This is a genomic window from Amycolatopsis sp. 3B14 (assembly GCF_050958625.1).
Lineage (GTDB): Bacteria > Actinomycetota > Actinomycetes > Mycobacteriales > Pseudonocardiaceae > Amycolatopsis_E > Amycolatopsis_E thermoflava.
In genome coordinates this window covers 399,180-421,918 of sequence record NZ_JBHZEN010000023.1, presented here as the reverse complement: position 1 = coordinate 421,918, position 22,739 = coordinate 399,180, and the positions used below count along the sequence as shown (strand labels likewise).

The following is a 22,739-nucleotide window of genomic DNA, read 5'->3' as shown; positions in this document are numbered from 1 at the left end:
GAGGGTCACCGGTCCTTGCAGAAGATGAGCGAGTCGCCGAACGGGGTCGCCCACTGGACGACCTCGCAGCCAGGCACCTGCCGCGGCCCGGCCTGTCCGCGGAGCTGGCGGGTGGCTTCGATCAGGTGCCCCCACCCGCAGAGGTGGGCCTCGGAGAGCAACCCGCCCGCGGTGTTGGTCGGCAGGTCGCCACCCAGCTCGATCCGGCCGTCCTGCAGCCAGTCGAGCGCTTCACCTTCGCCGGTGAAGCCGAAGCGTTCCAGCACGAACACGACGTTGGGCGAGAAGGCGTCGTAGAGCTGGAGCGAGTCGACGTCGCCCGGCCCGGTGAGCCCGGCCATCCGGTACACCGGGTTGGCCTCGGCGCGGCGGGTGTCACCCTGGGAGAAGACCCCCAGCCCGGGCGGCGCGAAGATGAACTCGTCACGGCCGGCGTGCAACCCCTGCATCCCGCTGACGACGACCGCGGGCTGACGCAGGTCCCGCGCGTGTTCGAGGGTGGTCACCAGCAGACAGCCGCCGCCATCGCTGAGCAGCGCGAAATCCGGCCGCCGCAACGGTTCCACCACGTAGGGCTCGGCGGCGTAGTCCTCGGGCTCGAGCGGCTTGGTCATCTGCGCGTTCGGGTTCAGGCGCGCGTGGCGGCGGAACGCCATCGGCACGGCCGAGATCAGCTCGGGGTCCTTGCCGTACCGGGCGCAGTACCGGCGCAGCGCCATCGCCGCGCCCGCGCCCGGCGCCGTCATCCCGTAGTGCGGCAGTTCCCCGTGGGAGCCGCCGCCCTGGCGCAACCCTTCCAGGTCGTCGGCACCGCCCACGACACCGAGCCCGGAGAACGCCACCCCGGCCGCGCAGGCGGCGACCTCCGCCGTGCCGAGCGCCACCGCCTGCACGGCGGCCTGCAACGCGGGTCCGACGAACCGGCCGTGGGTCCAGGTCTGCAGAGCGGCGCGAATCCGCAGGCCGAACGCCTCGGCCATCCGGTCGTAGTCGACGGCCAGCGGGTAGCCGACGTTGGTGAACAGGCCGTCGACGTCGTCCCGGCCGAGACCGGCGTCGTCGAGCGCGAGCCGGAGGGCCTCGGCGGCGAGATCGAGACCGCTGCGCTCCGAGGTGCGCGACAGTTCCGTGATCCCGACTCCGACGATGGCCACCTGGCGCAAGGGCCCGAGGGGCATGATGTGTCCTTTCTGGACGAAATGGCTCAGACGATCGCGTGGGCGTTGGCCGGGCTGCCGACCCCGCGGGGCAGCGGCAGAACGCCGGAGATCAGCAGGAAGTCGTAGTGCCCGCGCTCCGCGCACACCCGCGCGAGGCGAGGCAGGTGCCACAACTCGCCCAGCGGCATGCCCTGCAGCGCGATCAGCCGCCGGTGCAGGAACCCCTTGTCGCGGTTGACCGGGAACACCTCGACCCCGACGTTGTCCACGGCGACGGCGGCGAACTCCCTGTCCCACAGGTAGGCCGCCATGTCCTTCGAGGACTCCAGGCCGGGACAGGCGAAGCCGGAGCCGATCGTGCCGCGCAACCGGGCACGGTGCTCGGCAGGAAGCGCCCGGTACCACTCCGTCCACCCGGTGCGGACCACCAGGATGTCGCCGGAGCGGAACTCGGTGCCCTGGGCCGTGGCGACCTCGTCGAGCATCGCCGCGGTGATCTCGACCGGCTGATCCGGGGCCAGCGGCGTGCCGCGCGCGTCCAGGTGACCGGCGACGTTGACGAGGACACCCCGGCCGCCGAATCCGTGCGCCGCCCACCGGTCGACCCCCAGCACGTCAGTTGTCGCGAGGTCGTCCTCGGACCGGCCGCCCCAGTAGCCGTGCCGCCCGGCGTTGATGTGCCGCAGACCGTCCCACTGGGAGGAGCCCTGCAGGTAGAAGCCGTCGAGCTTGTCATCGTGCCCGGCGGCGGTGTCCTCGATGACGTGCCGGTAGAGGTCCCGGTCGTCGAACAGGCCGGGATCGGGTTCGTTCAGCGGGAGCGTCAGCGAGATCATCTCCCCGGTGCGGACGGCGTCGGCGGCGGCCCTCCGCTGCTCGCCGCCGATGAGGTTGAGCGTGCCGATCTCGTCCGCGCGCCCCCACACGTCCCAGGCATGCCGCTCGTCGCGCCCCGCGAGCGTGGGCAGATCGGCGAAGCGCGGTGTCCGGCGCACCCGGGTCATCGGGCGGCCTCCAGCATCTCGCGGAGCTTGACCTTGCTGACCTTGCCCGTGTCGGTCTGCGGCACCGAACGCGAGTCCATCACCACGAACCGGGAGGGCACCTTGTAGCTGGCCGCACAGCCGCGGATGTGGGCGTCCAGTCGTCGCACGAGCTCGTCCTCACCTGCCGACCACCCGGCGTCCGGCACGACGACGCAGGCCATCTCCTGATCCCCGTCCGGAGTGGACAGTCCGATCACGTACGCCTGGTCGACGTGGTCGTGCCCGGTGACGATCGCTTCGATCTCCAGCGGCGCGACGTTGATGCCCTTGATCTTGAGCATTTCCTTCCACCGGCCGCCGAACGCGAGCCGGCCGTCCTCGCCGATCGCCCCCAGGTCGCCGGTGCGGAACCAGCCGTCCGCCGAACGCGTGCCGGCGTTGATCTCCACCGAGCCGAGATAGGAGTCGATGACGCATCCGCGCACCTCGATCTCGCCGGTCACGCCGGGCGGGCACTCGGCGCCCGTGCTGTCCACGATGCGGATCCGCTGGGTGTCCAGCACGGTGCCCTGGGTGTGCAGCTTGATCTCCAGCGGGTCGTGCGCGTCGGTCATGGTGACGAAGCCGTAGGACTCGGTCAGCCCGTACGCGCTGCAGGCTTCGGTGATGCCGAGGCCCTCGATCGCGAGCCGCTTGTCCTCGGCGTTGAACCCCACGGGCCCAGTGCGCAGCGACGAGATGTCCCTGGTGCCGAAGCTCGGCGCGGCAAGCAGCGCACGCACCGCCGTGGCCAGCCCGTAGCTGACCGTGCAGCGCTCCCGTTCGATGAATTCCAGCGCCGCGTCACCCTCGACCTTCTCCTGGACGCACAATGTGGCACCGTGGCTGAGAGCCACCGGAAGCGCGTTGCAGGCGCCATAACCGAAGAACAGCGGCATGGCGAACCAGATCCGGTCGCCGGGCCGCACGTGCATCCGCTCCCCCATGGCGCGGCCGTTGCGCAGCAGCTTCCCGTGCTCCAGCGGCACCGGCTTGGGCAGGGCCGTGCTCCCGCTGGTGTAGAGGATCATCGCGAGGTCGTCCGGGGTGACGGCGCCGGCCGGCGCCGGTCCCGGGACCACACCCGGCGGGAACGGCTCCGGCGCGGGCCAGAGCAGCGCCCCGAGGTACCCACGGGTGTGCCGGCCGCCGGTGAACAGCTCCCCGTGCCCCGCGGCGGCGAGCTCGGCCGGCATGTTCTTGCCGAAGACCTGCTCGTCGGTCACGACCAGCCGGAGCCCGGCGGTGCTCATCAGGTGCGCCAGCTCCGCGGAGCGGTACCAGGTGTTGATCGGCACCGCGACCAGGCCGGCGCGCTGGGCACCGAGCATGGTCACCAGCCAGCGAAGGCCGTTGGGCAGCAGGATCCCGACCCGGTCTCCCGGGCGCAGCCCGGCGGCGGCGAAGGCCCCGGCAAGGTCGTCGCAGCGCCGGGCGAGGTCGGCGAAGGTGATCCGTCCCTCCGGCGCCACCACGGCTTCCTGGTCCCCGTAGCGGTGCGCCAGCGCCGCGAGCGCTTCCGGGAACGTGCCGGGGCGCGTGCGGTTCTGTTCGGTCAGCGTGCTCATGTCCGTCCTCGTCTCGTCGATGCGGGTCATCGATCACCGGTCCGCACGACGACGTCGGCGCGCACCAGCGCCCCGGTGCCGGGGTCGGCGTACTCGACGAGCTGGACTCCCGGGCGGGCCTGGCACCACTGCCCGCGCTCGGCCAGCCGTTCGTGGGCCGCGCTCCGGCGCACGGCGAGTCCGTCCTCGCGGGCCCAGCTTCGCCGTTCGCGGCGGATCCGCTCGCGCTCGGCGCTGGTGGCGGCGGGATCGGGGCGGCCGGTGTCGTCGAGCACGACTCCGTAGGAGACTCGGGCCGCCTCGACGGTCACCACGCCGGACCGGACGTCGGCCGCCACCCGGGCGGGGTCTCGCTCGATCGGGTCGCCGTGCCCGCCACCCCCACCGACCCGCAGGACGACCACGTCGCCCGCGCCCACGGTCAGACCGAACTGCTTGCCCTGCAACGGTGTCGCCGATGCGGCCAGGTCACCGATCGCCCGCGGGATGCGGCCCTGCGCGAGCGCCTCGTCCGCGCGAGCCCCGCTCACCAGGGCAGAGCCGCTCGTCGAACCCGGATACCCGCCGAAGACGCCGGACGGCGGCACCTGCCAGCACGCCGCCATCACGTGCTCCTGACCGCCCGGCGTGTACCAGGGTGTGAACGCCAGATCGATCCCCGCTCCACCTCGTGTGCGGCCGGGTCCGCCGGAATTCGGGTTGAGCCGCCGCCACAGGTACAGCACCGGGTAGACGAGCTCGTTGATCTCGATGTCGGGGATGCTGTTCTGCGGCTGCGCGAGGACGCCGCTGACGTCCATGCCGTCGGCGACGGCCTGCGCTCCGGCTCCGCTGCCGCCACCGTTCATGTCCGGGAAGGGGACCAGCCGGCCGTCCTCGTCCGGGGCGTAGAAGAAGCTGGCACTCCACGAGTCCTGCCACGGCGCCATCACGTGCTCGCGGACGAAGGCGTTGTCGCTGCCGGCCTGCAGATCGGCGAGCAGCCTGGTGACCAGTTTGCCGATCCGGAAGCCCGTCTCGATGTGCCCGGCCCCCATCGGCGCCGGCATCCGCGCGTCGCAGATGGTGCCGGGTTTCGTGACGACCTCGATGGGGCGCAGCGTGCCCTGGTTGATGGGCAGGTCCGGCAGCAACGTGATCAGCAGCGGGGACACCACCGCTCCGAGCGTCGTCGCGGCACTGACGTTGATGAAACCGTCGGTCTGCGGCGCGGAGTCCGTCAGGTCGAACCGCAGTGCGTCGCCGGTGACCGTCAGCGTGCACCGCACCGGATACAACTCGTCGGTGTGCCCGTTGTGTTCGGCGAACTCCTCCGCGGTGTAGGTCCCGTCGGGCAGGTCCGCGATCCGGCGGCGGACGGCCTGCTCGGCGAGGTCCTTCGCCGCCTCGACGTAGGTGCGGAACGCGCCCGTGCCGTACCGCCCGATGAGCGCCTGGAGCCGCTCGTCGCAGCGGTGGCAGGCGGCGATGAAGCAGCGGATGTCGTTGAGGACCAGTTCCGGGACGCGGATGTTGGTCTCGATGATGCGCCACACGTCTTCGACGGGGCGTCCCTGGTCGACGATCTTGACGCCGGGCAGCCGCAGCGCCTCGCCGTAGGCCTCGGTGGCGATCGGGTTCATCCCGCCCGGTGCGAACCCCCCGAAATCGTTCACGTGGGCCTCGGCCCAGCACCACGCCATCAGCTCGCCGCCGATGAAGATCGGCCGCACCACACCGACGTCCACCGCATGCGCGTTGCCGGTGGTGAAGGGGTCGTTGCACAGGAACATGTCGCCCGCGCGGATCTCCGAGCGCGGGTAGGTGGCGAGGATGTGCCGCACGGCCTGCCGCGCGGCCCCGAGGTACATGGTGATGTACCCGGCGTAGCTGATGATGTCGCCCTCGGCGTCGGCGATGAAGGTCGAGAAGTCCACCGCCTCGGCGATGGCGGGGCTGCCCGAGGCGCGCATCATCACGGTGCCCATCTCGGCGGCGACGTTGTCCAGCGCCTTGGCGAGGATGTCGACGTCGACCGGATCCAGCCGGATGTCGTTTCCCGCGGTCATGCCGCGACCTCCTTGTCGGTGAGCAGGTAGTTGCCCCAGCCGTCGACCCGCAGCTCCCAGCCCGCGGGGAGACCGATCGTGGTCAGCGGGTGCTCGAGCAGCGCCGGACCGGCGACGACAGCACCCGGCGGCAGCGCGCCGTGGACGTCGACCTCGGCCTCCCCGCTGTCGGGAAGGTGGACCCGGCGGCGCGTGAGCGGCCTGATCACCGCACCGGTTTCCGGCTCCTGCTGGGCGATGTCGACGGGGTCGACGCGTCCGGTGGCCGTGACCCGCACCGCCATCAGCACCACCGGGCTGCCCACCCACGCGGTTCCGCTGCCGTATTCCTTTTCGTACTGCGCGGGAAAGCCCGACTGGATCTCCGCCAGATCCGCTTCGCCCAGGTCGTCGCGACGCGGGATCGGGATCCGCAGTTCCCACTGCTGCCCGGCGAACTTGAACTCCCCCTCCCACCGGACCTCGATCCGATCGTCCGGATAGCCCGCGGCACGCAGCGCCACGACGAGTTCCGCGTCGAGTTCGCGCAGGGCGGTGACCACCGCGCTCACATCGCCGCCCTGCCACATCGCCGACCGGGCCCTCGTGCGAACGTCGTCGCTGGAGAGCAGGCCACGGGCGGAGAAGACGGCGGCGTCGGCCGGGATCACGACCTGCCGGATGCCGACCGACCGGGCGATGTCGGCTGCGAAGAGACCGAGTGCGCCCCCGAAGGCGACCATGGCGAACTCGCGGGGATCGTGGCCCCGTTCCACTGTCACCCCGCGCACGGCGTTGCCCATGTCCGCGACCACCATCCGGTGCACGGCCACGGCGGCCTGCACGGCGCCGATCCCGAGCGGTTTGCCGATTTCCCGGCCGAGTGCCTCCCGCGCGCTGTCGATGTCGAGGGCTCGCCTGCCGTCCAGGAAGGACGACGGATCGAGGAGCCCGAGCACGGCGGAGGCATCGGTCACCGTCGGCTCGGTGCCCCCCTTGCCGTAGCAGATCGGACCTGGTTCGGCGCCGGCGCTGCGCGGGCCCACCTGCGGCACCCCACGCGCGTCGAGCCACGCGATGCTGCCGCCGCCGGTGCCGATCGGCAACACGTCGATCTTGGACAGTGCGGTCAGGAAGCGTTCGCCCAGCGTGACCCGCTGCGTGACCTGAGGGGTCGCGTCCCGCAGCACGGAGACGTCGAAGGAGGTGCCGCCCATGTCCGCGGTCACGATGTCGCGGATGCCGAGCCGGCGCGCCAGTTCCCGCGCCCCGATCACGCCGCCGGCGGGCCCCGAGTCGATCAGCGTGATCGGCCGCTCCCGGGCCTCCGCCGCGGTCACCGTCCCCCCGAAACCCTGCATGAACGCCACCGGCACGCGCAGCCCGCGCGCGGCGAGCTCCCGCTCGATCCGTGCCGTGTATTCCGCGACCCGGATGCCGGTGAACGAGTTGAGGACCGTCGTCATCGTCCGCTCGTACTCGCGGATGACCGGGTGCAATCGGGACGAGACGCTCAGGAAGATCCCGGGGTGCTCGGTCTCGACGATCGAGGCGAGCAGTTCCTCGTGTGCCGGGTTCGCGAAACCCCACAGCAGCGAGACGGCGATCGAGTCGACGCCGGCGGCCACCAGCGTGCCGACGGCTTTCCTCGCCTCCGCCTCGGTCAACGGCACGATGATCCGGCCCTTGCGGTCCACCCGCTCCGCCACTTCGGCGACGTGCTCGCGGGCGACGATCTGCGGGATGTTCAGCTGCTTGTGGTGATCCCGGTGTGCGTTGCGGGCGGAACGCGCGATGAGCAGGTTGTCTCCGAAGCCCTGCGTGGTGACCAGACCCACCGTGGCGCCGCGGAGCTCGGCGACCGCGTTGGTGACCACGGTCGTGCCGTTGACGAAGCGCGTCGTGGACGCGAGCAGCCCGGTCAGGGGCACACCCACCTGGGTGGCGAGGTTTTCCAGTGCCGCGAGGAGGCCGATGGTGAGGTCACCGTGGGTGGTGTCGGACTTGTCCGCGTAGGACCGTCCACTTGAGTCGATCGCGACGACGTCGGTGAACGTGCCACCGATGTCACAGCCGATCTGGAACGTGACTGAGGAACGCAACGTCATTGTCCTTCCTGGGCTGCGCGCGGGAGGAATCAGCGCACTGCCTGCGACTCACATTAGAGACGACAGCATGTTGAGTCAAGCGACAGGTTGTTGTCTGTTTTGGGCCTGTGGGCCCGGCAAAGGGCGGGTGGCCGCGGCGGCGACCACCCGCTCCACACACCGTGTTCAGCGCAGCCGCGCCACCAGTTCGGCGGTGTCCGGGCACGATCCGGGCTCGCGCACGGTCGTGACGATGTCGTCCGCGTCAGGGCCGAGCACCGGAGCCGCGTAGTCACGAAACTTCTCGGCCACCGCCGCCGCGGTCGGGTTCACGCCGTCGCGGTTGGTCGCCGAAACAGTGCGGCCGTCGGTCAGGCGTACGGTCACCCGTGCGTCCCTGCGCGCGGGGAAGGCCCGATCGGCGTCCGGATCGACGACCACCGAAGTCCGGGCCGCGAGCTCGGCCAGCCTGGGGTCGAGCGGACCGGAGTACCGGTACGGCCGCAGTGCACCATCGGTCAGCGCCGCAGCCACCGCGAACTGCAGGCTCATCTGGCGAGAGATCGTCGTCGTCAACGAGGTTCCGTTGTCGCAACCGGGGTACCGTGCCGCGGCACCCGAGGTGTGCACCGACGCATCAGCCACCGCGTCCGGCTCGATCCCCTGTGCCGCGAGCTGTTGCGCCGCGTCGATCGCCTCCTGCGTGAGGGCGCACGAGGGGTGGGCCTTGAAGAACGTCGCCGAGATCGCCATCCGGTCCAGCCGCACCTCAGGCAACCCAGCCCCGCCCCGGGCCCCGCCGAACGCCTGGCGGAGACCGAAGATGCCCTCGACCGCCGATGCGGCACCGGTCGCACCCTCGCGTGCGAGCAGCGCAGCCACCAGTCCCGCTCGACAGGCGCCGGCGTTCTGGAAGAACACTTCCGTGGTCCCGTCCCGCGCCCACTGGCAGATCCCGGCCGACGAGCTGGCGGCCAGACCGAGCGCGTGCGCCGTGGCGGCCGGATCCAGCCGCAGGAGGCTCGACACGGCCGCCGCCGCGCCGAACGGACCGAACACGCTGCTGGCACGCCATCCGCGTGCGACGAAGTCGTCGGTCAGCACCGCCGCCGCGACCTGGGCGATCGCCTCGTACCCGAGGACGATCGCTCGCAGCACGTCGACCAGCGGCGACCCCAGCCGCTCCCCGATCGCGAGCGCCGCGGGAATCACCACGGTGCCCGGATGCACCCGGCTCTCGGCATGGGTGTCTTCGTGCAGGAGCGCATGGCAGGCAACGGAATTGGCGAAGACTGCGTCCGACAGCCCGCTCCGCCGCCCGCCGGCTGCCCAGATCGCCGCTTCGTCACCGCTGCCCGCGACCGACCTGGCCTGTGACACCCACGGCATCTCGCGACCGCCGTAGGCACAGGCGAGGGCATCGAGCAGGCACGTACCGGCCTGCTCGATCGCCTCCGGCCGGAGGCGCGGCGCCGCGTCCTCGAGCTGTTCGGCGAGGGCGCCGAGGAACACCGTCACACCTCTTCGGGCGCACGGACGCCGGCCGCCGGCGCGACGTCCGGCGCGAGAACCTGCGGGGGCCGCCGCCGCACGACGAGCGCCGCCACCAGACTCAGCAGCGCACCGAACATCAGGAACAGCGCCGGCGACCGGTTGTCACCGGTGAGCCGAACGAGGGTCTGGCTGACGTAGAGCGCGGGACCGCCGAGCAGCGCCGCGGCCAGTGCGAAACCGACCGCGAACACCGTGGCACGCACCCGGGCCGGGACGAGCTCGATGTAGGTCGCGGGCGCGACCGAGGTGTACAACGCCGGCATGACGCCGAGCAGCACGGTCATCAGGATCGCCACGCCCAGACTCGACGCCGACGACAGTGCCATGAACAGCGGGTACGCCAGCACCAGCGTCGCCGCGGACAGACCGAGGAGGATCGGCCACCGCCCCCACCGGTCGGACAGCGGCCCGCCCGCCGCGACGAGCACCACCGCCACGGCGATGCTGATCACCGTGGCCAGGGTCGCCTCCTTCTGCGTGAAACCGAGCTGGATGAGGTAGGACTGCGCGTAGGTGAACGCGATGTAGTAGCCGATCTGCTGGAACGCGGCGACGCCGAAGATCAGCACGATCAGCCGCCAGTGCCGGCTGAACGACTCCTTGGCCGGAGACGAGGTGACCTGAGCCTGTTGCTCGAGCGCGCGGAACTCGGGCGACTCTTCGAGCCGGGAGCGGATGTACAGGCCGACAAGCCCGAGCGGCAGTGCCAGGAGGAACGGGATACGCCAGCCCCACGAGGCCATCGCCGCGGGCGAAAGCGTCGCGCTCAGCAGCAGGACCACACCCGCGGCCAGCAGCAGGCTCGCCACACTCCCGATCTGCACGCGGCTGGTCATCGCCCCCCGCTTGCGCTGCGGCGTGAACTCCGCGGCGTAGGTCATCGCGGTGCTGTACTCGCCACCGGCGGCCAGTCCTTGCAGCAACCGGCACGCCACCAGCAGGATCGGCGCCCACACCCCGACGGTGGCGGCGACGGGCAGCAAACCGATGACCGTGGTGGCGCCTGCCATCACGACCAAGGTCGCCACCAGGGAGGGCTTGCGCCCGAACCGGTCCGCGATCGAGCCGAAGATCAGCGAGCCCAGCGGTCGCACCACGAAGGCGACACCGAAGACCGCGAAGGCCGACAGCAGTGCGACGCCAGGCTGCGAACCAGGGAAGAACAGTTTCGAGATCAGGACCGTCAAGAACCCGTAGACGGCGTAATCGTAGGTCTCGACGGTGTTGCCGACGGCGGCCGCGAAGGTCACGCGCCGCATCAGGGCCGGTGGCGGGGCGGCGGCAACGCCAGGGGTGTCGGACATTCGGGGGCTCCCAAGTCGTCGTTGACATGAAGAACGAAACCGGCACGCCGCGGCGCCTTCCCTGGCGACGCCTCGACCGCCGACGACGAAAGCGAGCCAGGCCGCTCAGGGTTGCGGCCCCGCTCACGCGACCTGCGACCCGCCAGAGAGGACGAGTGACTCAGGCCACGCAAGGAGACTAAAGACGACACCCTGTCGAGTCAAGCGTCAGCTTGATGTCCGAGTGCTCTTCCGTCCGGTGCTGGAGAGACCGAGCGCGTCCACCCACATGCCGGTCACGACGTCCAGCAGCTCCTCCCGCCCGATCACGAACACCTTCTGCACGATCGCGCGGAAACACAGCTGATCGAGCTGCACCATGAGCAGTTCCACCCGCAGCCGCTGCGTCTCGCGCCGCCCCTTCGGGAACTTGGCCAGGTATTCGCCCAGCTCGGCAGCCAGCTGATCCAGCTGGTCCTTCCAGCGAGCCGCGACCTCGAGGTCGCTCGCCATCGCCTCGTGGATGGCGGGCAGGAGCGGAGCCTGTTCCTCCCACCACACCAGCGCCCGGTCGAGCCATTCGCGCACGCTCGCAGCCGTGCCCTCGGCGAGTGCCGCGCCGAGCAGCGACCAGTACTGGGCGCTCTGCTGTTCCCGCACCGTCCGGTAAACCTCGGTGAAGACCTCGGCCTTGTTCGGAAAGTGCAGGTAGAAGGTCGCCCGGTTGACCTTCGCCGCCTTCGTGATGTCGCCGATGGACGCCTGTCCGTAGCCGCGCTCCTCGAACACCCGCCGCGCCGCGGCCACGATGCGCTGCCGCGTCATCAGCCGCTGTTGCTCACGGACCGAAAGCAGCTCCGTCGATTCACTCGACACCATGTCGCCCACAAGGCGATGATAGGCCAGACAGGCACCGGAACTCTCGGTACCACCCCGATCGCCCCAACCACCTTTCACAATTCGTGAACTTCCGCAGTTTCCGAGATTGACAGGGCCCTTGCTGCCGCCGTCCGCACGCCACATCGTCCATTGTGGCCGGCAGCGGATCATCGGCCGTGTCGAACAGGGGGGCCGCGGCCAGGAGCGCCTGGAGGTCGATGGCGGGCTGGTCGCGCGCCCCGAAAGGGCGGTAGGTCCTCGGTGAGCGAGGCGGCTTCGGATGCGGGCTGCCACCAGCCGCGTCCAGCGTTCTGCCGCATCCGGTGTGCGTAGCTTCGGGGCGGCCCAGCATCGCTCCGGACCTGAGCCGCGCGAGTTCCAGCAGGGTCACGGCGCCTTGCAGGATCGGGAGCCGCCCGCCGTGAGAGCCAGGTCGCAGCAGTGACCACAGGCGCGGCCCCGGTCAACAGCGCCGGCGACTACCGTGAACTGGTCGTCGCCGCGGAAACCTGGGAGGCCGAGGGGGTCATCACCCTCGTGTTCCGCGACCCCGAGGGCGCCGACCTTCCGCCCTGGACCGCGGGAGCCCATCTCGACCTGCATCTGCCGAGCGGACGCGTCCGGCAGTATTCACTCTGCGGAAACCCCGGCAACCGCAAGGAGTACCGGATAGCGGTGCTTCGTGAGGCTGACGGGCGCGGCGGATCCGCCGAGATCCACGACCTGCCCTTGGTGGGGCGACGGTTGACGATCCGCGGGCCGAGGAACCAGTTCGAACTCGTGCCGAGCTCACGCTACCTCTTCATCGCCGGCGGGATCGGGGTGACGCCGATCCTCTCGATGATCTCAGTCCTGTCCGACGACTGGATTGGCGGCTGCACTACGGCGGTCGTAGCCGCAAGAGCATGGCCTTCGTCGACGAAATCGAGGCGATCGGCGGTCCCAGGGTCCAGATCGTGCCCGAAGACGAGCATGGCCTGCTCGACGTCCGCTCGATCGCGGCCTCGACGGATCCGTCCACGGTCATCTACTGCTGCGGGCGTTCGTCGGTTCGGCGCCGGCGATCCTGCTGGCCGCCGCGGCGGAGGCGACCAAGCGCATCCGCCTGACGAGTTCGGTCACCGTACTCGGCTCCGAGGATCCGGTGCGCGTCTGGGAGCAGTTCGCCACGATCGACCTGCTCTCGGGCGGCCGGGCCGAGATCATCGCGGGCCGCGGCTCGTACACGGAGTCCTTCCCGTTGTTCGGGTACGACCTGCGGGACTACGCCGACCTCTTCCGGGAGAAGCTCGACCTGCTGCTCAAGATCCGCGAACACAACCCGCTCACCTGGTCCGGGCGCTTCCGCGCTCCGCTGGTCGACGCCGACATCGCACCGCGCGCCGACGGCGGCACCATCCCGATCTGGGTGGGGGTCGGCGGATCGGTGGCATCCGCGATCAGCACCGGGCGCCTCGGTCTGCCGATGGCGATGGCCCTCCTGCTGGGGCCGTTGACGTTCCACCAGCAGACGATCGAGTTGTACCGCGGATCCGCGCAGGACGCGGGGCACGACGCGGACGCCCTGCCGGTCAGCATCAACACGCACGGGTATGTGGGCCGGACCAGTCGGCAGGCGAGGGACGTGATGTATCCGTACTTCGCGAAGGGCATGGCGGAGAACAACCACCAGCGGGGCCGGGGTGTCCGTCTGTCGCGTCCGGTCTTCGACGCACAGGCGTCGCCGGCGGCCGGGCTCCTGGTGGGCAGCTCGCAGGAGATCATCGACAAGCTGCTCGCCTACCACGAGCTGTACGGCATCAACCGGGCCATCATCCAGATGGGTTTCGGCGGGATGCCGCAGAAGGAGCACCTGGAGGCGATCGAACGGCTCGGCACCGAGGTGGCGCCGGTCGTTCGGCGCGAGGTCGCCGCACTCCGGAAGGAGGCAGCATGACCAGCGCTCCGACGGTCGCCGAGGCCGGGCGTGGAACACCGGGGACCGGTGCCGCACTGCGCGTGGTCGTGGTCAACGGCAGCCCCAGCCGGCAGTCCAAGACCATGGGACTGGTGGACGTCGTCCTCGCGACGTTGCGGACGATGCTCCCGGTCGAAGCTTCCCAGGTCGACGTGTACCGCTTGGGCCCGGGTTTCACCGGAGCCGCCGAACGCGACGAGGTCACGCCGGAGGTCGAGGACATGCTCCGGCTGGTCGAGAACGCCGACCTGCTGATCGCCGCGACCCCGGTGTACCGGGGTTCCTACCCGGGCATGTTCAAGCACTTCTTCGATTTCGTCGACCAGTACGCGCTGGCCAACAAGCTCGTGCTGCTCGCCGCGACGGGCGGTGGGGACCACCACGCGCTGGTGCTGGAACACGCCCTGCGACCGCTCTTCGCCTTCTTCCAGGCGTTGACCGTGCCGGTGGCGATCTTCGCCTCCGCGGGGGACTTCGACGGCGTGACCTTGCTCAACCCGCGTATCCACGGGCGCATCGAGATGGCTCTCGCCGACGTGGTGGACCTGCTCAAGGCACGCGCGACCGGCGCGCGAACAGCGGACGCCTGAACAGCGGGGCCGCCTCCCCCGGGGAAGGCGGCCCCGCTGCGGACGGCCCCTCAGCCGGCCATCAGGCGCGCGCGGATGGGCTGGGACCGGGCGACGTCGGCAATGGTGAGGGCCATGGCCAGGCCCGCGTCGCGGACGAACCGGTCGCCTTCGGGGCCACCGGCGGCTACGGCGAAGGCAGGGGTGTGGTTGCCGTCTTCAGGCGGGAGGTCGAAGGAGAGCATCGGGTGGATCGCGGGGATGCGCAGCGAGACGTTGCCCATGTCGGTCGAGCCGAACATCTTGTCCGGGTAGTCGGGGAACGTCCGGCCGATGGCTTTCGCGTTCTCCTCGAACACCGAAGCGAGGTCGGGGTCGTGACGGAACTCCCGGTAGATGGAGGGCAGCGAGGTGTACTCCACGCTGGTGCCGCTCGCGATGGCGCCGGCGTCGAAGCAGCGGCGGACCCGTTCCCACACCTGGTCGACTTCGTCGATGGTGTCGCACCGGATCATGCAGTCGACGACGGCCCGGTCGGCGATGACGTTGACGGCCGCCCCGGCTTCCTTCACGACGTGGTGCACCCTGATGCCGTCGCGCAACTGCTGCCGCAGCAGGCCGATAGCGGTCTGGGCGACGACAGTCGCGTCAGCGGCGTTGCGGGCACTCCAGGGCCGCGACGCGTGCCCGCCCCGCCCCGTGTACGTCACCTGCCAGGACCGCGATGCGCGCAACTGCGGGATGACGACATCTTTGAGTGTCGGGTGGACCATCATGGCCGCGTGGGTGTCGTCGAACACGCCGCGGTTGACCATGATCTCCTTGCCGGTCCCCTTCTCCTCGGCCGGAGTGCCGAAGACCCGGACCGTCAGCCCGAGCTCGTCGGCGACGGGGGCCAGGGCCAGGGCGGCGCCCACGGCCGCCGCGGCGATCGCGTTGTGGCCGCAGCCGTGGCCGATGCCGGGCAGCGCGTCCATTTCCGCGCAGAGACCGACGGCGAGGTCACCGGATCCCGCGGACGCCACGAACGCCGTCGGCAGGCCGGCCACGCCCTTCTCCACCGCGAACCGCCCACCGTCCTCGAGGGCCGCGATGAGCGCCGCCGACGTTTCGTGCTCTTCGAAGGCCAGCTCGGGGTTGGCGTTGATCCGGTGTGACAGTTCCAGGACCGAGTCCAGGTTCTGCTCGAACGTGCGCTCGATGCGTTCCTTGATGCCGGTCATCGCGATGAGTCCTTTCCGCTGAGTACGTGTTCGGCGATCTGGGCGTGCGTGGCGAACCAGACGCCCTCGTGCGAGGCGATGTGCTCGAGCAGCTCGGTGAGGATCGTGATGCGCGAACGGTGACCGATGCAGTGGGGGTGCAGGGTGAGCTGGAAGATCCCGTTCTCGGCGTAGGCGACGTCGAACTCGTCGCGCCAGATCGACAACACCCCGCGTGGCGGTGTGTAGGGCCGCAGCGAAGTGAACCGGTCCATCATGAAGTACGGCATGTCGTCGCGGATCCACTCGACCGGCAGCTCGACGATGCCGATGGGTTCGCCGTCGGTCAGGATTTCATAGCAGTCGTCGTCGGCCATCAGCGACGAGTCGTACGTCAGGCCCAGCTCGCGGACGATCCGCAGCGAGTCGGTGGACAGGTCCCACGACGGGGTGCGGATGCCGACCGGGCGCGTGCCGACGAGCCTTTCGAGCGTGTCCGCGGCCCGGAACGCCAGGTCGCGTTCCGCCTCGGGTGGTAGCTGGGTGTTGCGTTCGTGGATCCACCCGTGCAACGCCACCTCGTGTCCTTCGTCCACGTAGGACTTCGCCTCACCGTCGTGCAGCAGCGCGGACACGGCGGGCATGAAGAACGTCGACGGCGCCTCGAAGCGCCGCAGCAGATTCAGGATTCGCGGCACGCCGACCCGAGCGCCGTACTCACCCTGCGACAACTTGCCCGGCAGCACTTCGCCGTCACGCAGTGCGGGCGTTTCGTGGTCGGAATCGAACGACAACGCCACAGCGACCTTCGCTCCACCGGGCCAGGACTCCGGGCGCAGCGGGCGCCCGGCGCGCACCCGCTCGACGTGCCCGCGCCAGGTCGGCTCATCCCACTGCCACGGCTGCTGCTCGGTCATGCTTCCTCCCGGACGTTGTTCTTCTTCGAAGTTCGCCGCACGCGTCCGTCCGCATCGACCACGATGGACGGATCCAGCTCTTGTGACGCCTCCTCCAGCCGCGCGAGGATCGAGGCCGCCACCTCGGGCCTGGGCATGATCGGCTGGCTGTCGGCGTCGAGTTCGATGGGATCCAGGCGAAGCGCAGGCCCGTCCGCGCCACCCAGCCGCACGCGGAACACGGCGCTCTCGTACCAGGGCCCTGTCAGCAAGGCCGCCCGGTAGGGAGCGGCGGGACGCCCGTCCTCCCGCGCGACCATCGACTCCGGGTGCCACCCGTCGCACCAGTCGAAGACGAAGTTCCCGGTGGAATACAGGATCAGCCCGTGTTCGTAGAACTCGACGGGGTGCACGCAGTGCGGGTGGTGCCCGATGACGAGGTCCGCGCCGGCGCTGATCAGGCGCCGCCCCAGCGGTTGCTGATACCGGGCGAGCGGCCCCTGCGTCGCAGGCAGGTAGCAGAACGGAACGCCCCAGTGCAGCGCCACGACGACGAAATCGTTGTGCGCCTTGGCCTCGCGGATCCGCGCCTCGGCCGCTCGCACGTCCGGCTCGTGCGCGCTCGAATGCACGAACGGGGGCGTACCCGGGGTCTCGTCCAGGAAGGTGCTGTCGAACTCAAAGCTCTGGCGCACGCGGATCGGCGCGATGCCGGCCCGGTCGGCCGTCGCGTTGAAACCCAGCGGAAGTGCGGAGCAGAAGCTGAAGAACGCCAAGGTCTTCGCGCCCACCGACACCACCCGGGGGCGAGTCGCCTCGGCGAGCGTTTCACCGAACCCGGCGTGCTGGACTCCCGCGGCGTCCAGCGCCCGAACGGTGTCGCGCATGCCCTCCGCGCCGTAGTCCAGCGCGTGGTTCATGGCCAGGGACACCAGGTCGAAGCCGAATGCCGCGAGTTCCGTCGCGCCCGAGGCCGGCGCGCGCATCGCGACCAGTTTCTCGGCGCGCTCCCCGGATTCGGTGAGCGGAACCTCCAGGTTCCCGATCGTCAGATCACCGCCGCGGAGGAGCCCGAACGCCGAGTCCCCAGGGCGGGCGGCCTCCGCGACCGGGCGCCGGGGCCATCCCGAGACGACCACGTCTCCCACGATCGTCAGATCCATGTTGCTCCGTTCCGTATTGTGGTACGCCGTGCCGCATCGTAACCCGAGCACGGAGGCCGGTAAAGCGTGCCGACAGGAGAAATGGTGGTGCGCAGCTTGGTACGCTCACGTCCTCATGCGCACACCAGAAAGCGACGGCGACATCCCCGGACAGGACAAGCCGAGCAGCAGCGTCCGGTCGATGAACAGCGTGCTCAACACCCTGCGCGTCTTCGAAGAGGTCGCCCTGCGGCAGCCCATCGGCGTCTCGGACCTGGCCCGCGCGACCGAGATCCCGAAGAGTTCCGTTCAGCGGTGCCTGGTGACGCTCCAGCAGGCCGGATGGCTGAAGGTCGTGGACCCCGAGCGCGCGCGCTGGGGTGTGACGATGAAGGCGCTGACCCTCGGGCTGCGCAGCGCCGGCGAACAAGACCTCCGGGAAGCGGCGGGGCCGGTCATCAAGCGCCTCGCGGCCGACACCGACGAGACGGTTCTCCTCGGGGTGCGCGACGGCGAGGACTACGTCATCGTCGCGCGGGAAGACACCACGCAGGTCGTCCGCGTGGTCCAGGAGGTCGGTGCGCGGGTGCCGTTGCGCGCCACGTCGGCCGGCGTGGCGATCATGGCACGCCTCGACCAGACCGAGGTGGACGACCTGCTGCAGCGCGACCTCAGGGAGTTCGCGCAGTCGCCAGTGCCGGACGCCGGCGAGCTCAGGCAGGAAATCGCGCTGACCACGGAGCGCGGGTACGCGCTCAACGGCTCGTCCTCGTGGTACCGCCCGCAGGTGGCATCCATCGGCGCGGCCATCACGGACGCGGCCGGGCAGCCCATCGGCGGACTCACACTCTCCGTGCCTGCGATGCGCTTCGACCGCGCGCGCGAGACAGCCTGGGCGCCGATGGTGATCGCGGCAGCGGACGAGATCAGCCGACTGCTCTCGTCCGCCTGACCGCGTCGCCACCCGGCGCTGTCGTCGCGAGTCGACACCGCATTTCCTCCCTCGTACCACATGGTGAACCGCCGTGCCGAGTAGTAGCATGCACGGTGAGCGCAGCACCATGTCCAGGTCAACCGACCGCGAAGGAGGACCCGGATGCCGGCGATTCTTCCCCCGGGCGCATCAGTCGAGTGCTCGCTTCTTCGCACCGTCGGGCATCGTCATGATCGTGACCATGCCAACGGCCACCGAGGCGACGACGTAGATCCAGATCTTGTCCTGCTGCCCGATGCTGGCCAGCCAGGTGGTGAAGTAGGGCGCGGTACCGCCGAACACGGCGACAGTCGTCGCGTAGGGGATCCCGGTGCCGGTCGTGCGCACCGAGGTCGGGAACAGTTCGGCGTAGATGGCGGCCACGTTCGCCGAGTTGCCCACGAGGAAGACCACGCCGATGAGTTCGACCAGCAGCAGCGTCCAGAAGTCGCCGCCCTCGAGCAAGCGGTAGGCGGGCCAGGCGAACAGCGCGAACCCGACCAGGAAGAACATGAACGTGGAACGCCTGCCGAAGCGGTCCGACACCAGTCCGCCGAGCGGGAGCAGCAGCATGAACGCGACGACCGCGAGCGAGTTCGCGAGCAGCGCCTGATCCAGGCTGAGGCCGGTCGTCGTGCTGGCGTAGCCGGGCATGTTGGTGATCCACAGGTAGTAGAGGATCGTCCCGGGAACCGTGATCCCGACGACGCGGAGCAGGCCCAGTTTGTGTTCGGCGAACAGGGTCTTCACCGGCCGGTGCGGCTTGCCGGACAGTTCCGCGTTGTCGAAGTGCTCGGTCTCCCGCGTACGGGCCCGCAACCACAGGACGGTCAGCCCGAGTGCGGCGACGACCGCGAAGGCGATCCGCCATCCGAACGCGTGCATCTGCTGGTCGTTCAGAACCGAGGTCACGACGAGCGCGAGCAGCGAGGCGAGCAGAACGCCGGCCGCTGTCGACACCTGCTGGAAGGACCCCGCGAACGCGCGCCTCCGCGGCGGCGCGCTCTCCACTATGTACGACACGGAGCTGGGCCACTCCCCACCGGCGGAGAAGCCCTGCACCAGCCTAGCCACCAGCAGCACCACGGGCGCGAGCACCCCGATGTGCGCGTAGGTCGGGCACACCGCGATGACGAAACCACCGGCCGACATCAAGGTCACGGTCAGCGCCAAGGCCTTCTTGCGACCGTGCCGGTCGGCGTAGGCGCCCAGGACGACGGCGCCGAGCGGGCGCACGAAGAATCCCACGGCGAAGATCGCCAGGGTGGACAGGAACGCGGCGACCGCATCGCCTTCCGGGAAGAACTGATCCGCGAAGACCGGGGCCAGGGAAGCGTAGATTCCCCAGTCCAGGAACTCGATCGCGTTCCCGAGCGCCCCGGCGAAGATCGCCTTCTTGTGTTCGCGAGTGGTCCTGGTCGGGTGCACGTCGCCGCTGGTCCTGTCGACCGCGACGGTGTTCTCTTCTGCTGACACGGCTGTTCCTTCGGATCGAAGTGAAGAAGCGGGAACCGAGAACCTTCGGCGAGCCCGGCCGGTGAGATGTAGCGGCGGCCACCGTCGCCTAGATTGGATTATCGTATTACGGTAATCTCCTCTGTCAAGATCTGGCGCTACGGCCGGATGCGAGTTGCGAGGGAGTGAGTTCAGCTGTGCCCAGCACAGAGTTCACCAACCCGGAGATGAGCCCGCTGCGGCTGCGCGACGTCACGGTCGCCAACCGCGTGTGGATGTCCCCCATGGCCCAGTACTCCGCGGGGCCCGACGGGAAGCCCACCGACTGGCACCTCGTGCACTACGGTGCGCGTGCGGTCGGCGGGGTGGGGTTGATCATGGTCGAGTCCGCGGCGGTCGGACCGCTGCACCGGACCACCTCGGCAGACCTCGGGATCTGGAACGAGGACCAGGCCGCCGCGCACCGCCGCCTGACGTCGTTCCTGTCCGAACGCGGCACGGTCCCCGCGATCCAGCTTCTGGCCGCGGGCCGGAAGGGGTCACACCAGGTGCCCTGGGTGGGCGAGGGACAAAACGGTCCGGTGAGCGTGGCCGAGGGCGGCTGGGAGCTGATCGCGCCGTCGCCGGTCCCGTTCGGCGACCTCTCCGTCCCCCGGGAAGCCGGCCACGCCGACCTCGACGAGGTCGTCGAGGCCTTCGCCAACGCGGCGCGGATGGCTCACCTGGCGGGGTACGAGGTCGTCGAGATCCACGCCGCGCACGGGTACATCCTGCACCAGTTCCTGTCCCCGTTGTCCAACCACCGGACGGACGAGTACGGCGGCAGCCTGCAGAACCGGATGCGCCTGCCGCTGCGGGTGGCCCGCGCCGTCCGCGAAGCGTTCCCGGACGAGAAGCCCGTCTTCGTGCGCATCACCGCCACGGACTGGGCCGAGGGCGGCATCTCCATTGACGAGGCGGCCACGTTCGCCAAGGAACTGGCGGCCGTGGGGATCGACCTCCTCGACGTCACCTCCGGTGTGCTGGTGCGGGACCGGGAGGCGCGGCCACCGGACCAGGACGGCGTCAACGTCGAGTTCGCGAACACGCTCAAGAAGGCCTCGGGGCTCGCCGTCGCCCCGGTCGGCCAGATCGGCGACCTGTCACTGGCCGGCGAGGTCGTGGCCGGCGGCCAGGCCGACGCCGTGCTGATCGGGCGCGCTTTGCTGCGCGACCCGTACCTCGCCCTGCGCAACCGGCCCAGCGACAAGACGGCGTGGCCGAACCAGTACCACCGCGCATTGTGAGGCCCAACCGGCAACCTGCGACACGAAAGGAATGACGATGCCGAACAGGACAATCGCGAGCCGCGCGGTCCAGCGTCCGAACGACACGACGATCCGGTACACGATCAGCGGCCCTGCCGACGGGCCGACCCTCGCCTTCATCCACGGATGGGGGTGCAACCGTGGCGATTTCGACGCTGTGATCGGCTTCCTCCCCGAGCACTACCGCGTCCTCGCGATCGACCTCGCCGAACACGGCGAGTCCCGGTCCACGCGCGACATCTGGACGATGGAGGAGTTCGCCCGCGATGTCGCGGCCGTGCTGGAAGCCGAGGCGGTGGGCACCTGCGCCGTGGTCGGGCACTCCCTCGGCGGGGCGGTGGCCGTGGACACCGGCCGGATCCTGCCCGACGTGGTCTCGCACGTGGTCGCGCTCGACGCCCTGCACTACCTTTCCCTGTTCCCCGCGCAGGACGAGCGGCAGGCCCGCGCCGTGCTGCAGCCGTTCCGAGAGGATTTCGCCGCGGCGACGCGGCGCATGATCGAGGGAGGATCGCCGGAAGGCACCGATCCGGCACTGAACGAGGCCTATTTCGCGAAGATGGTGGCCGTGCGGCAGCCCGCGGGCCTGCGCGCACTGGAAGGCCTGGTGCACTGGGACATGGACGCCGCGCTGCGCGAGGTCACACAGCCCGTCACGCTGTTCGCGGTGCGGTCGATCCTCAGCCAGGAAGCCGTCGACCGCTACGGCGACCGCATCCACATCGTGCCCGTGGACCTGGGGACTCACCACTTCCACGTCGAGTCGCCCGAAGGCACGGCCAAGCTGCTTGTCGACGCGTTGTCCGAATAGGACGGTGGACCACGTCGTGGTCGCCGGCCCCTGGCCGCCCCGGCCCAGCGCACACCGGGCGGGCCGGGGCCGGCTCAGCCGGCGTCGGTCTCCTGGTCCTCGCGCTGACGGGCGGCAAGCTCGCGGAGTGCGGTCGCCGCGGCGTTGCGGACGTGGCGCTCACACGCTTCCCGAGCGGCATCGGCGTCACCGCGTACGGCCGCGGCGTCGTGGATCGCTTCCAGCTCGCGGACCGTCTCCGGCGCACGCCCGTCGGCCTGCAGGGACAGCCCGCGCAACATCTGCACGCGGGCGTGGATGCCCCGCAGGGTCGATTCGATCACCGGGTTCACCGCCCCGGCGATGAGAACGTCGTAGAACTCGTCCTTCATCGCCAGCCGCTCGGCCAGGTCAGCCTTGCGGTAGGTGCGGGCGAACCGCCGGACCACCTTGCCCAGCTGCTCGCGCTGCTCGGCGGTGGCCCGCTCGGCGAACAACGCCCCGGCCAGGCCCTCCAGCGCGCCTCGCACCTCGAACAGCGCCTTGGCGTCGAAGGCGGTCAACTCGGTGACGACCGGACCGCGGTTGGGCACCGTGGTCACCAGTCCTTCGGACTCCAACTGCCGCAAGACCTCGCGGATCACCGTCCGGGAGACCTCGTACCGCGCACACAACCGCGCCTCGACCAGCCGCTCCCCCGGTTCGAACTCTGCTGCCAGAATGTCCTGGCGGAGCACTTCGAGTACCTGGGCCCGCAGCGGCGCGGCGACGCGCTGCACCCGTTGCCCTGCCACGCGGCCGCCTCCTTTCACTGGCCGACCACGATATCACAGTAATACCGGCATCGCGGGCGGCAAGCGGGGCG

The 22,739-nt window shown here is 70.2% G+C and carries 19 protein-coding genes; 6 read left to right on the top strand and 13 right to left on the bottom strand.

Features of this window, described 5'->3' with window-relative positions; genetic code table 11:
• Nucleotides 1-5 precede the first annotated feature (5 nt).
• The 8 genes from ACCP09_RS14900 to ACCP09_RS14865 form a co-directional block, all read right to left on the bottom strand.
• Nucleotides 6-1,178, bottom strand: coding sequence for a thiolase family protein (locus ACCP09_RS14900; protein WP_433747010.1), 1,173 nt, complete (start codon nucleotides 1,176-1,178; stop codon nucleotides 6-8).
• A gap of 26 nt (nucleotides 1,179-1,204) precedes the next feature.
• Nucleotides 1,205-2,164, bottom strand: coding sequence for a cyclase family protein (locus tag ACCP09_RS14895; RefSeq protein ID WP_433747007.1), 960 nt, complete (start codon nucleotides 2,162-2,164; stop codon nucleotides 1,205-1,207).
• On the bottom strand, nucleotides 2,161-3,783 hold the full coding sequence (locus ACCP09_RS14890) for a class I adenylate-forming enzyme family protein (protein ID WP_228684580.1): 1,623 nt from the start codon (nucleotides 3,781-3,783) through the stop codon (nucleotides 2,161-2,163). Before ACCP09_RS14890 ends, ACCP09_RS14895 begins: the two co-directional genes overlap by 4 nt.
• The gene (locus tag ACCP09_RS14885) at nucleotides 3,780-5,801 is read right to left on the bottom strand and encodes a hydantoinase B/oxoprolinase family protein (RefSeq protein WP_433747003.1); all 2,022 of its coding nucleotides are present in this window, start codon (nucleotides 5,799-5,801) and stop codon (nucleotides 3,780-3,782) included. The genes ACCP09_RS14890 and ACCP09_RS14885 overlap by 4 nt, the downstream gene beginning before the upstream one ends.
• Nucleotides 5,798-7,882 carry a hydantoinase/oxoprolinase family protein gene (locus ACCP09_RS14880; RefSeq protein ID WP_433747000.1) on the bottom strand — a complete coding sequence of 695 codons (2,085 nt, stop codon included), beginning with the start codon at nucleotides 7,880-7,882 and terminating at the stop codon, nucleotides 5,798-5,800. The genes ACCP09_RS14885 and ACCP09_RS14880 overlap by 4 nt, the downstream gene beginning before the upstream one ends.
• 171 nt (nucleotides 7,883-8,053) lie before the next feature.
• Nucleotides 8,054-9,385 (bottom strand): MmgE/PrpD family protein, encoded by a 1,332-nt coding sequence (locus ACCP09_RS14875; protein ID WP_433746997.1) that lies wholly within the window; start codon nucleotides 9,383-9,385, stop codon nucleotides 8,054-8,056.
• Nucleotides 9,382-10,725, bottom strand: coding sequence for an MFS transporter (locus tag ACCP09_RS14870; RefSeq protein WP_433746994.1), 1,344 nt, complete (start codon nucleotides 10,723-10,725; stop codon nucleotides 9,382-9,384). The genes ACCP09_RS14875 and ACCP09_RS14870 overlap by 4 nt, the downstream gene beginning before the upstream one ends.
• A gap of 207 nt (nucleotides 10,726-10,932) precedes the next feature.
• Entirely contained in the window at nucleotides 10,933-11,583 is a 651-nt protein-coding gene (locus ACCP09_RS14865) for a TetR/AcrR family transcriptional regulator (protein ID WP_400991165.1), read from the bottom strand.
• A 905-nt stretch (nucleotides 11,584-12,488) separates the two neighbouring features.
• Between ACCP09_RS14865 and ACCP09_RS14860 the strand changes: the two genes are divergently transcribed.
• Genes ACCP09_RS14860 through ACCP09_RS14850 form a run of 3 tightly spaced genes read left to right on the top strand, consistent with a single transcriptional unit; the run spans nucleotide 12,489 to nucleotide 14,130 of the window.
• Nucleotides 12,489-12,692: a hypothetical protein gene (locus ACCP09_RS14860; RefSeq protein WP_433746991.1), complete on the top strand. Its 204-nt coding sequence runs from the start codon at nucleotides 12,489-12,491 to the stop codon at nucleotides 12,690-12,692.
• Nucleotides 12,614-13,519, top strand: coding sequence for an LLM class flavin-dependent oxidoreductase (locus ACCP09_RS14855; protein WP_433747072.1), 906 nt, complete (start codon nucleotides 12,614-12,616; stop codon nucleotides 13,517-13,519). The genes ACCP09_RS14860 and ACCP09_RS14855 overlap by 79 nt, the downstream gene beginning before the upstream one ends.
• On the top strand, nucleotides 13,516-14,130 hold the full coding sequence (locus ACCP09_RS14850; protein WP_433746989.1) for an NAD(P)H-dependent oxidoreductase: 615 nt from the start codon (nucleotides 13,516-13,518) through the stop codon (nucleotides 14,128-14,130). The genes ACCP09_RS14855 and ACCP09_RS14850 overlap by 4 nt, the downstream gene beginning before the upstream one ends.
• Nucleotides 14,131-14,180: 50 nt before the next feature.
• Here the strand turns inward: ACCP09_RS14850 and ACCP09_RS14845 are convergent, their stop codons facing one another.
• From ACCP09_RS14845 to ACCP09_RS14835, 3 genes are read right to left on the bottom strand one after another with little or no spacing between them, the layout of a single operon-like run.
• Nucleotides 14,181-15,332, bottom strand: coding sequence for a M20 family metallopeptidase (locus tag ACCP09_RS14845; RefSeq protein WP_433746986.1), 1,152 nt, complete (start codon nucleotides 15,330-15,332; stop codon nucleotides 14,181-14,183).
• Nucleotides 15,329-16,228, bottom strand: a complete 900-nt coding sequence (locus ACCP09_RS14840) for a polysaccharide deacetylase family protein (protein WP_433746983.1) — start codon at nucleotides 16,226-16,228, stop codon at nucleotides 15,329-15,331. The genes ACCP09_RS14845 and ACCP09_RS14840 overlap by 4 nt, the downstream gene beginning before the upstream one ends.
• Entirely contained in the window at nucleotides 16,225-17,370 is a 1,146-nt protein-coding gene (locus tag ACCP09_RS14835; RefSeq protein WP_433746980.1) for a CapA family protein, read from the bottom strand. Before ACCP09_RS14835 ends, ACCP09_RS14840 begins: the two co-directional genes overlap by 4 nt.
• Nucleotides 17,371-17,485: 115 nt before the next feature.
• On the opposite strand from ACCP09_RS14835, the gene ACCP09_RS14830 reads away from it, so the two are divergent.
• Nucleotides 17,486-18,301: an IclR family transcriptional regulator gene (locus tag ACCP09_RS14830; protein ID WP_433746977.1), complete on the top strand. Its 816-nt coding sequence runs from the start codon at nucleotides 17,486-17,488 to the stop codon at nucleotides 18,299-18,301.
• Nucleotides 18,302-18,472: 171 nt separating this feature from the next.
• Here ACCP09_RS14830 and ACCP09_RS14825 read toward each other — a convergent pair whose 3' ends face one another.
• Nucleotides 18,473-19,798, bottom strand: coding sequence for an MFS transporter (locus ACCP09_RS14825; RefSeq protein ID WP_433746974.1), 1,326 nt, complete (start codon nucleotides 19,796-19,798; stop codon nucleotides 18,473-18,475).
• Between the two features lie 176 nt (nucleotides 19,799-19,974).
• On the opposite strand from ACCP09_RS14825, the gene ACCP09_RS14820 reads away from it, so the two are divergent.
• On the top strand, nucleotides 19,975-21,063 hold the full coding sequence (locus ACCP09_RS14820) for an NADH:flavin oxidoreductase/NADH oxidase (protein ID WP_433746971.1): 1,089 nt from the start codon (nucleotides 19,975-19,977) through the stop codon (nucleotides 21,061-21,063).
• A gap of 37 nt (nucleotides 21,064-21,100) precedes the next feature.
• Complete coding sequence (locus ACCP09_RS14815) at nucleotides 21,101-21,895, top strand: alpha/beta fold hydrolase (RefSeq protein ID WP_433746968.1); 795 nt, start codon at nucleotides 21,101-21,103, stop codon at nucleotides 21,893-21,895.
• Nucleotides 21,896-21,969: 74 nt separating this feature from the next.
• On the opposite strand, the gene ACCP09_RS14810 is transcribed toward ACCP09_RS14815, so the two are convergent.
• Complete coding sequence (locus ACCP09_RS14810; protein WP_433746965.1) at nucleotides 21,970-22,668, bottom strand: GntR family transcriptional regulator; 699 nt, start codon at nucleotides 22,666-22,668, stop codon at nucleotides 21,970-21,972.
• Between the last annotated feature and the right edge of the window lie 71 nt (nucleotides 22,669-22,739).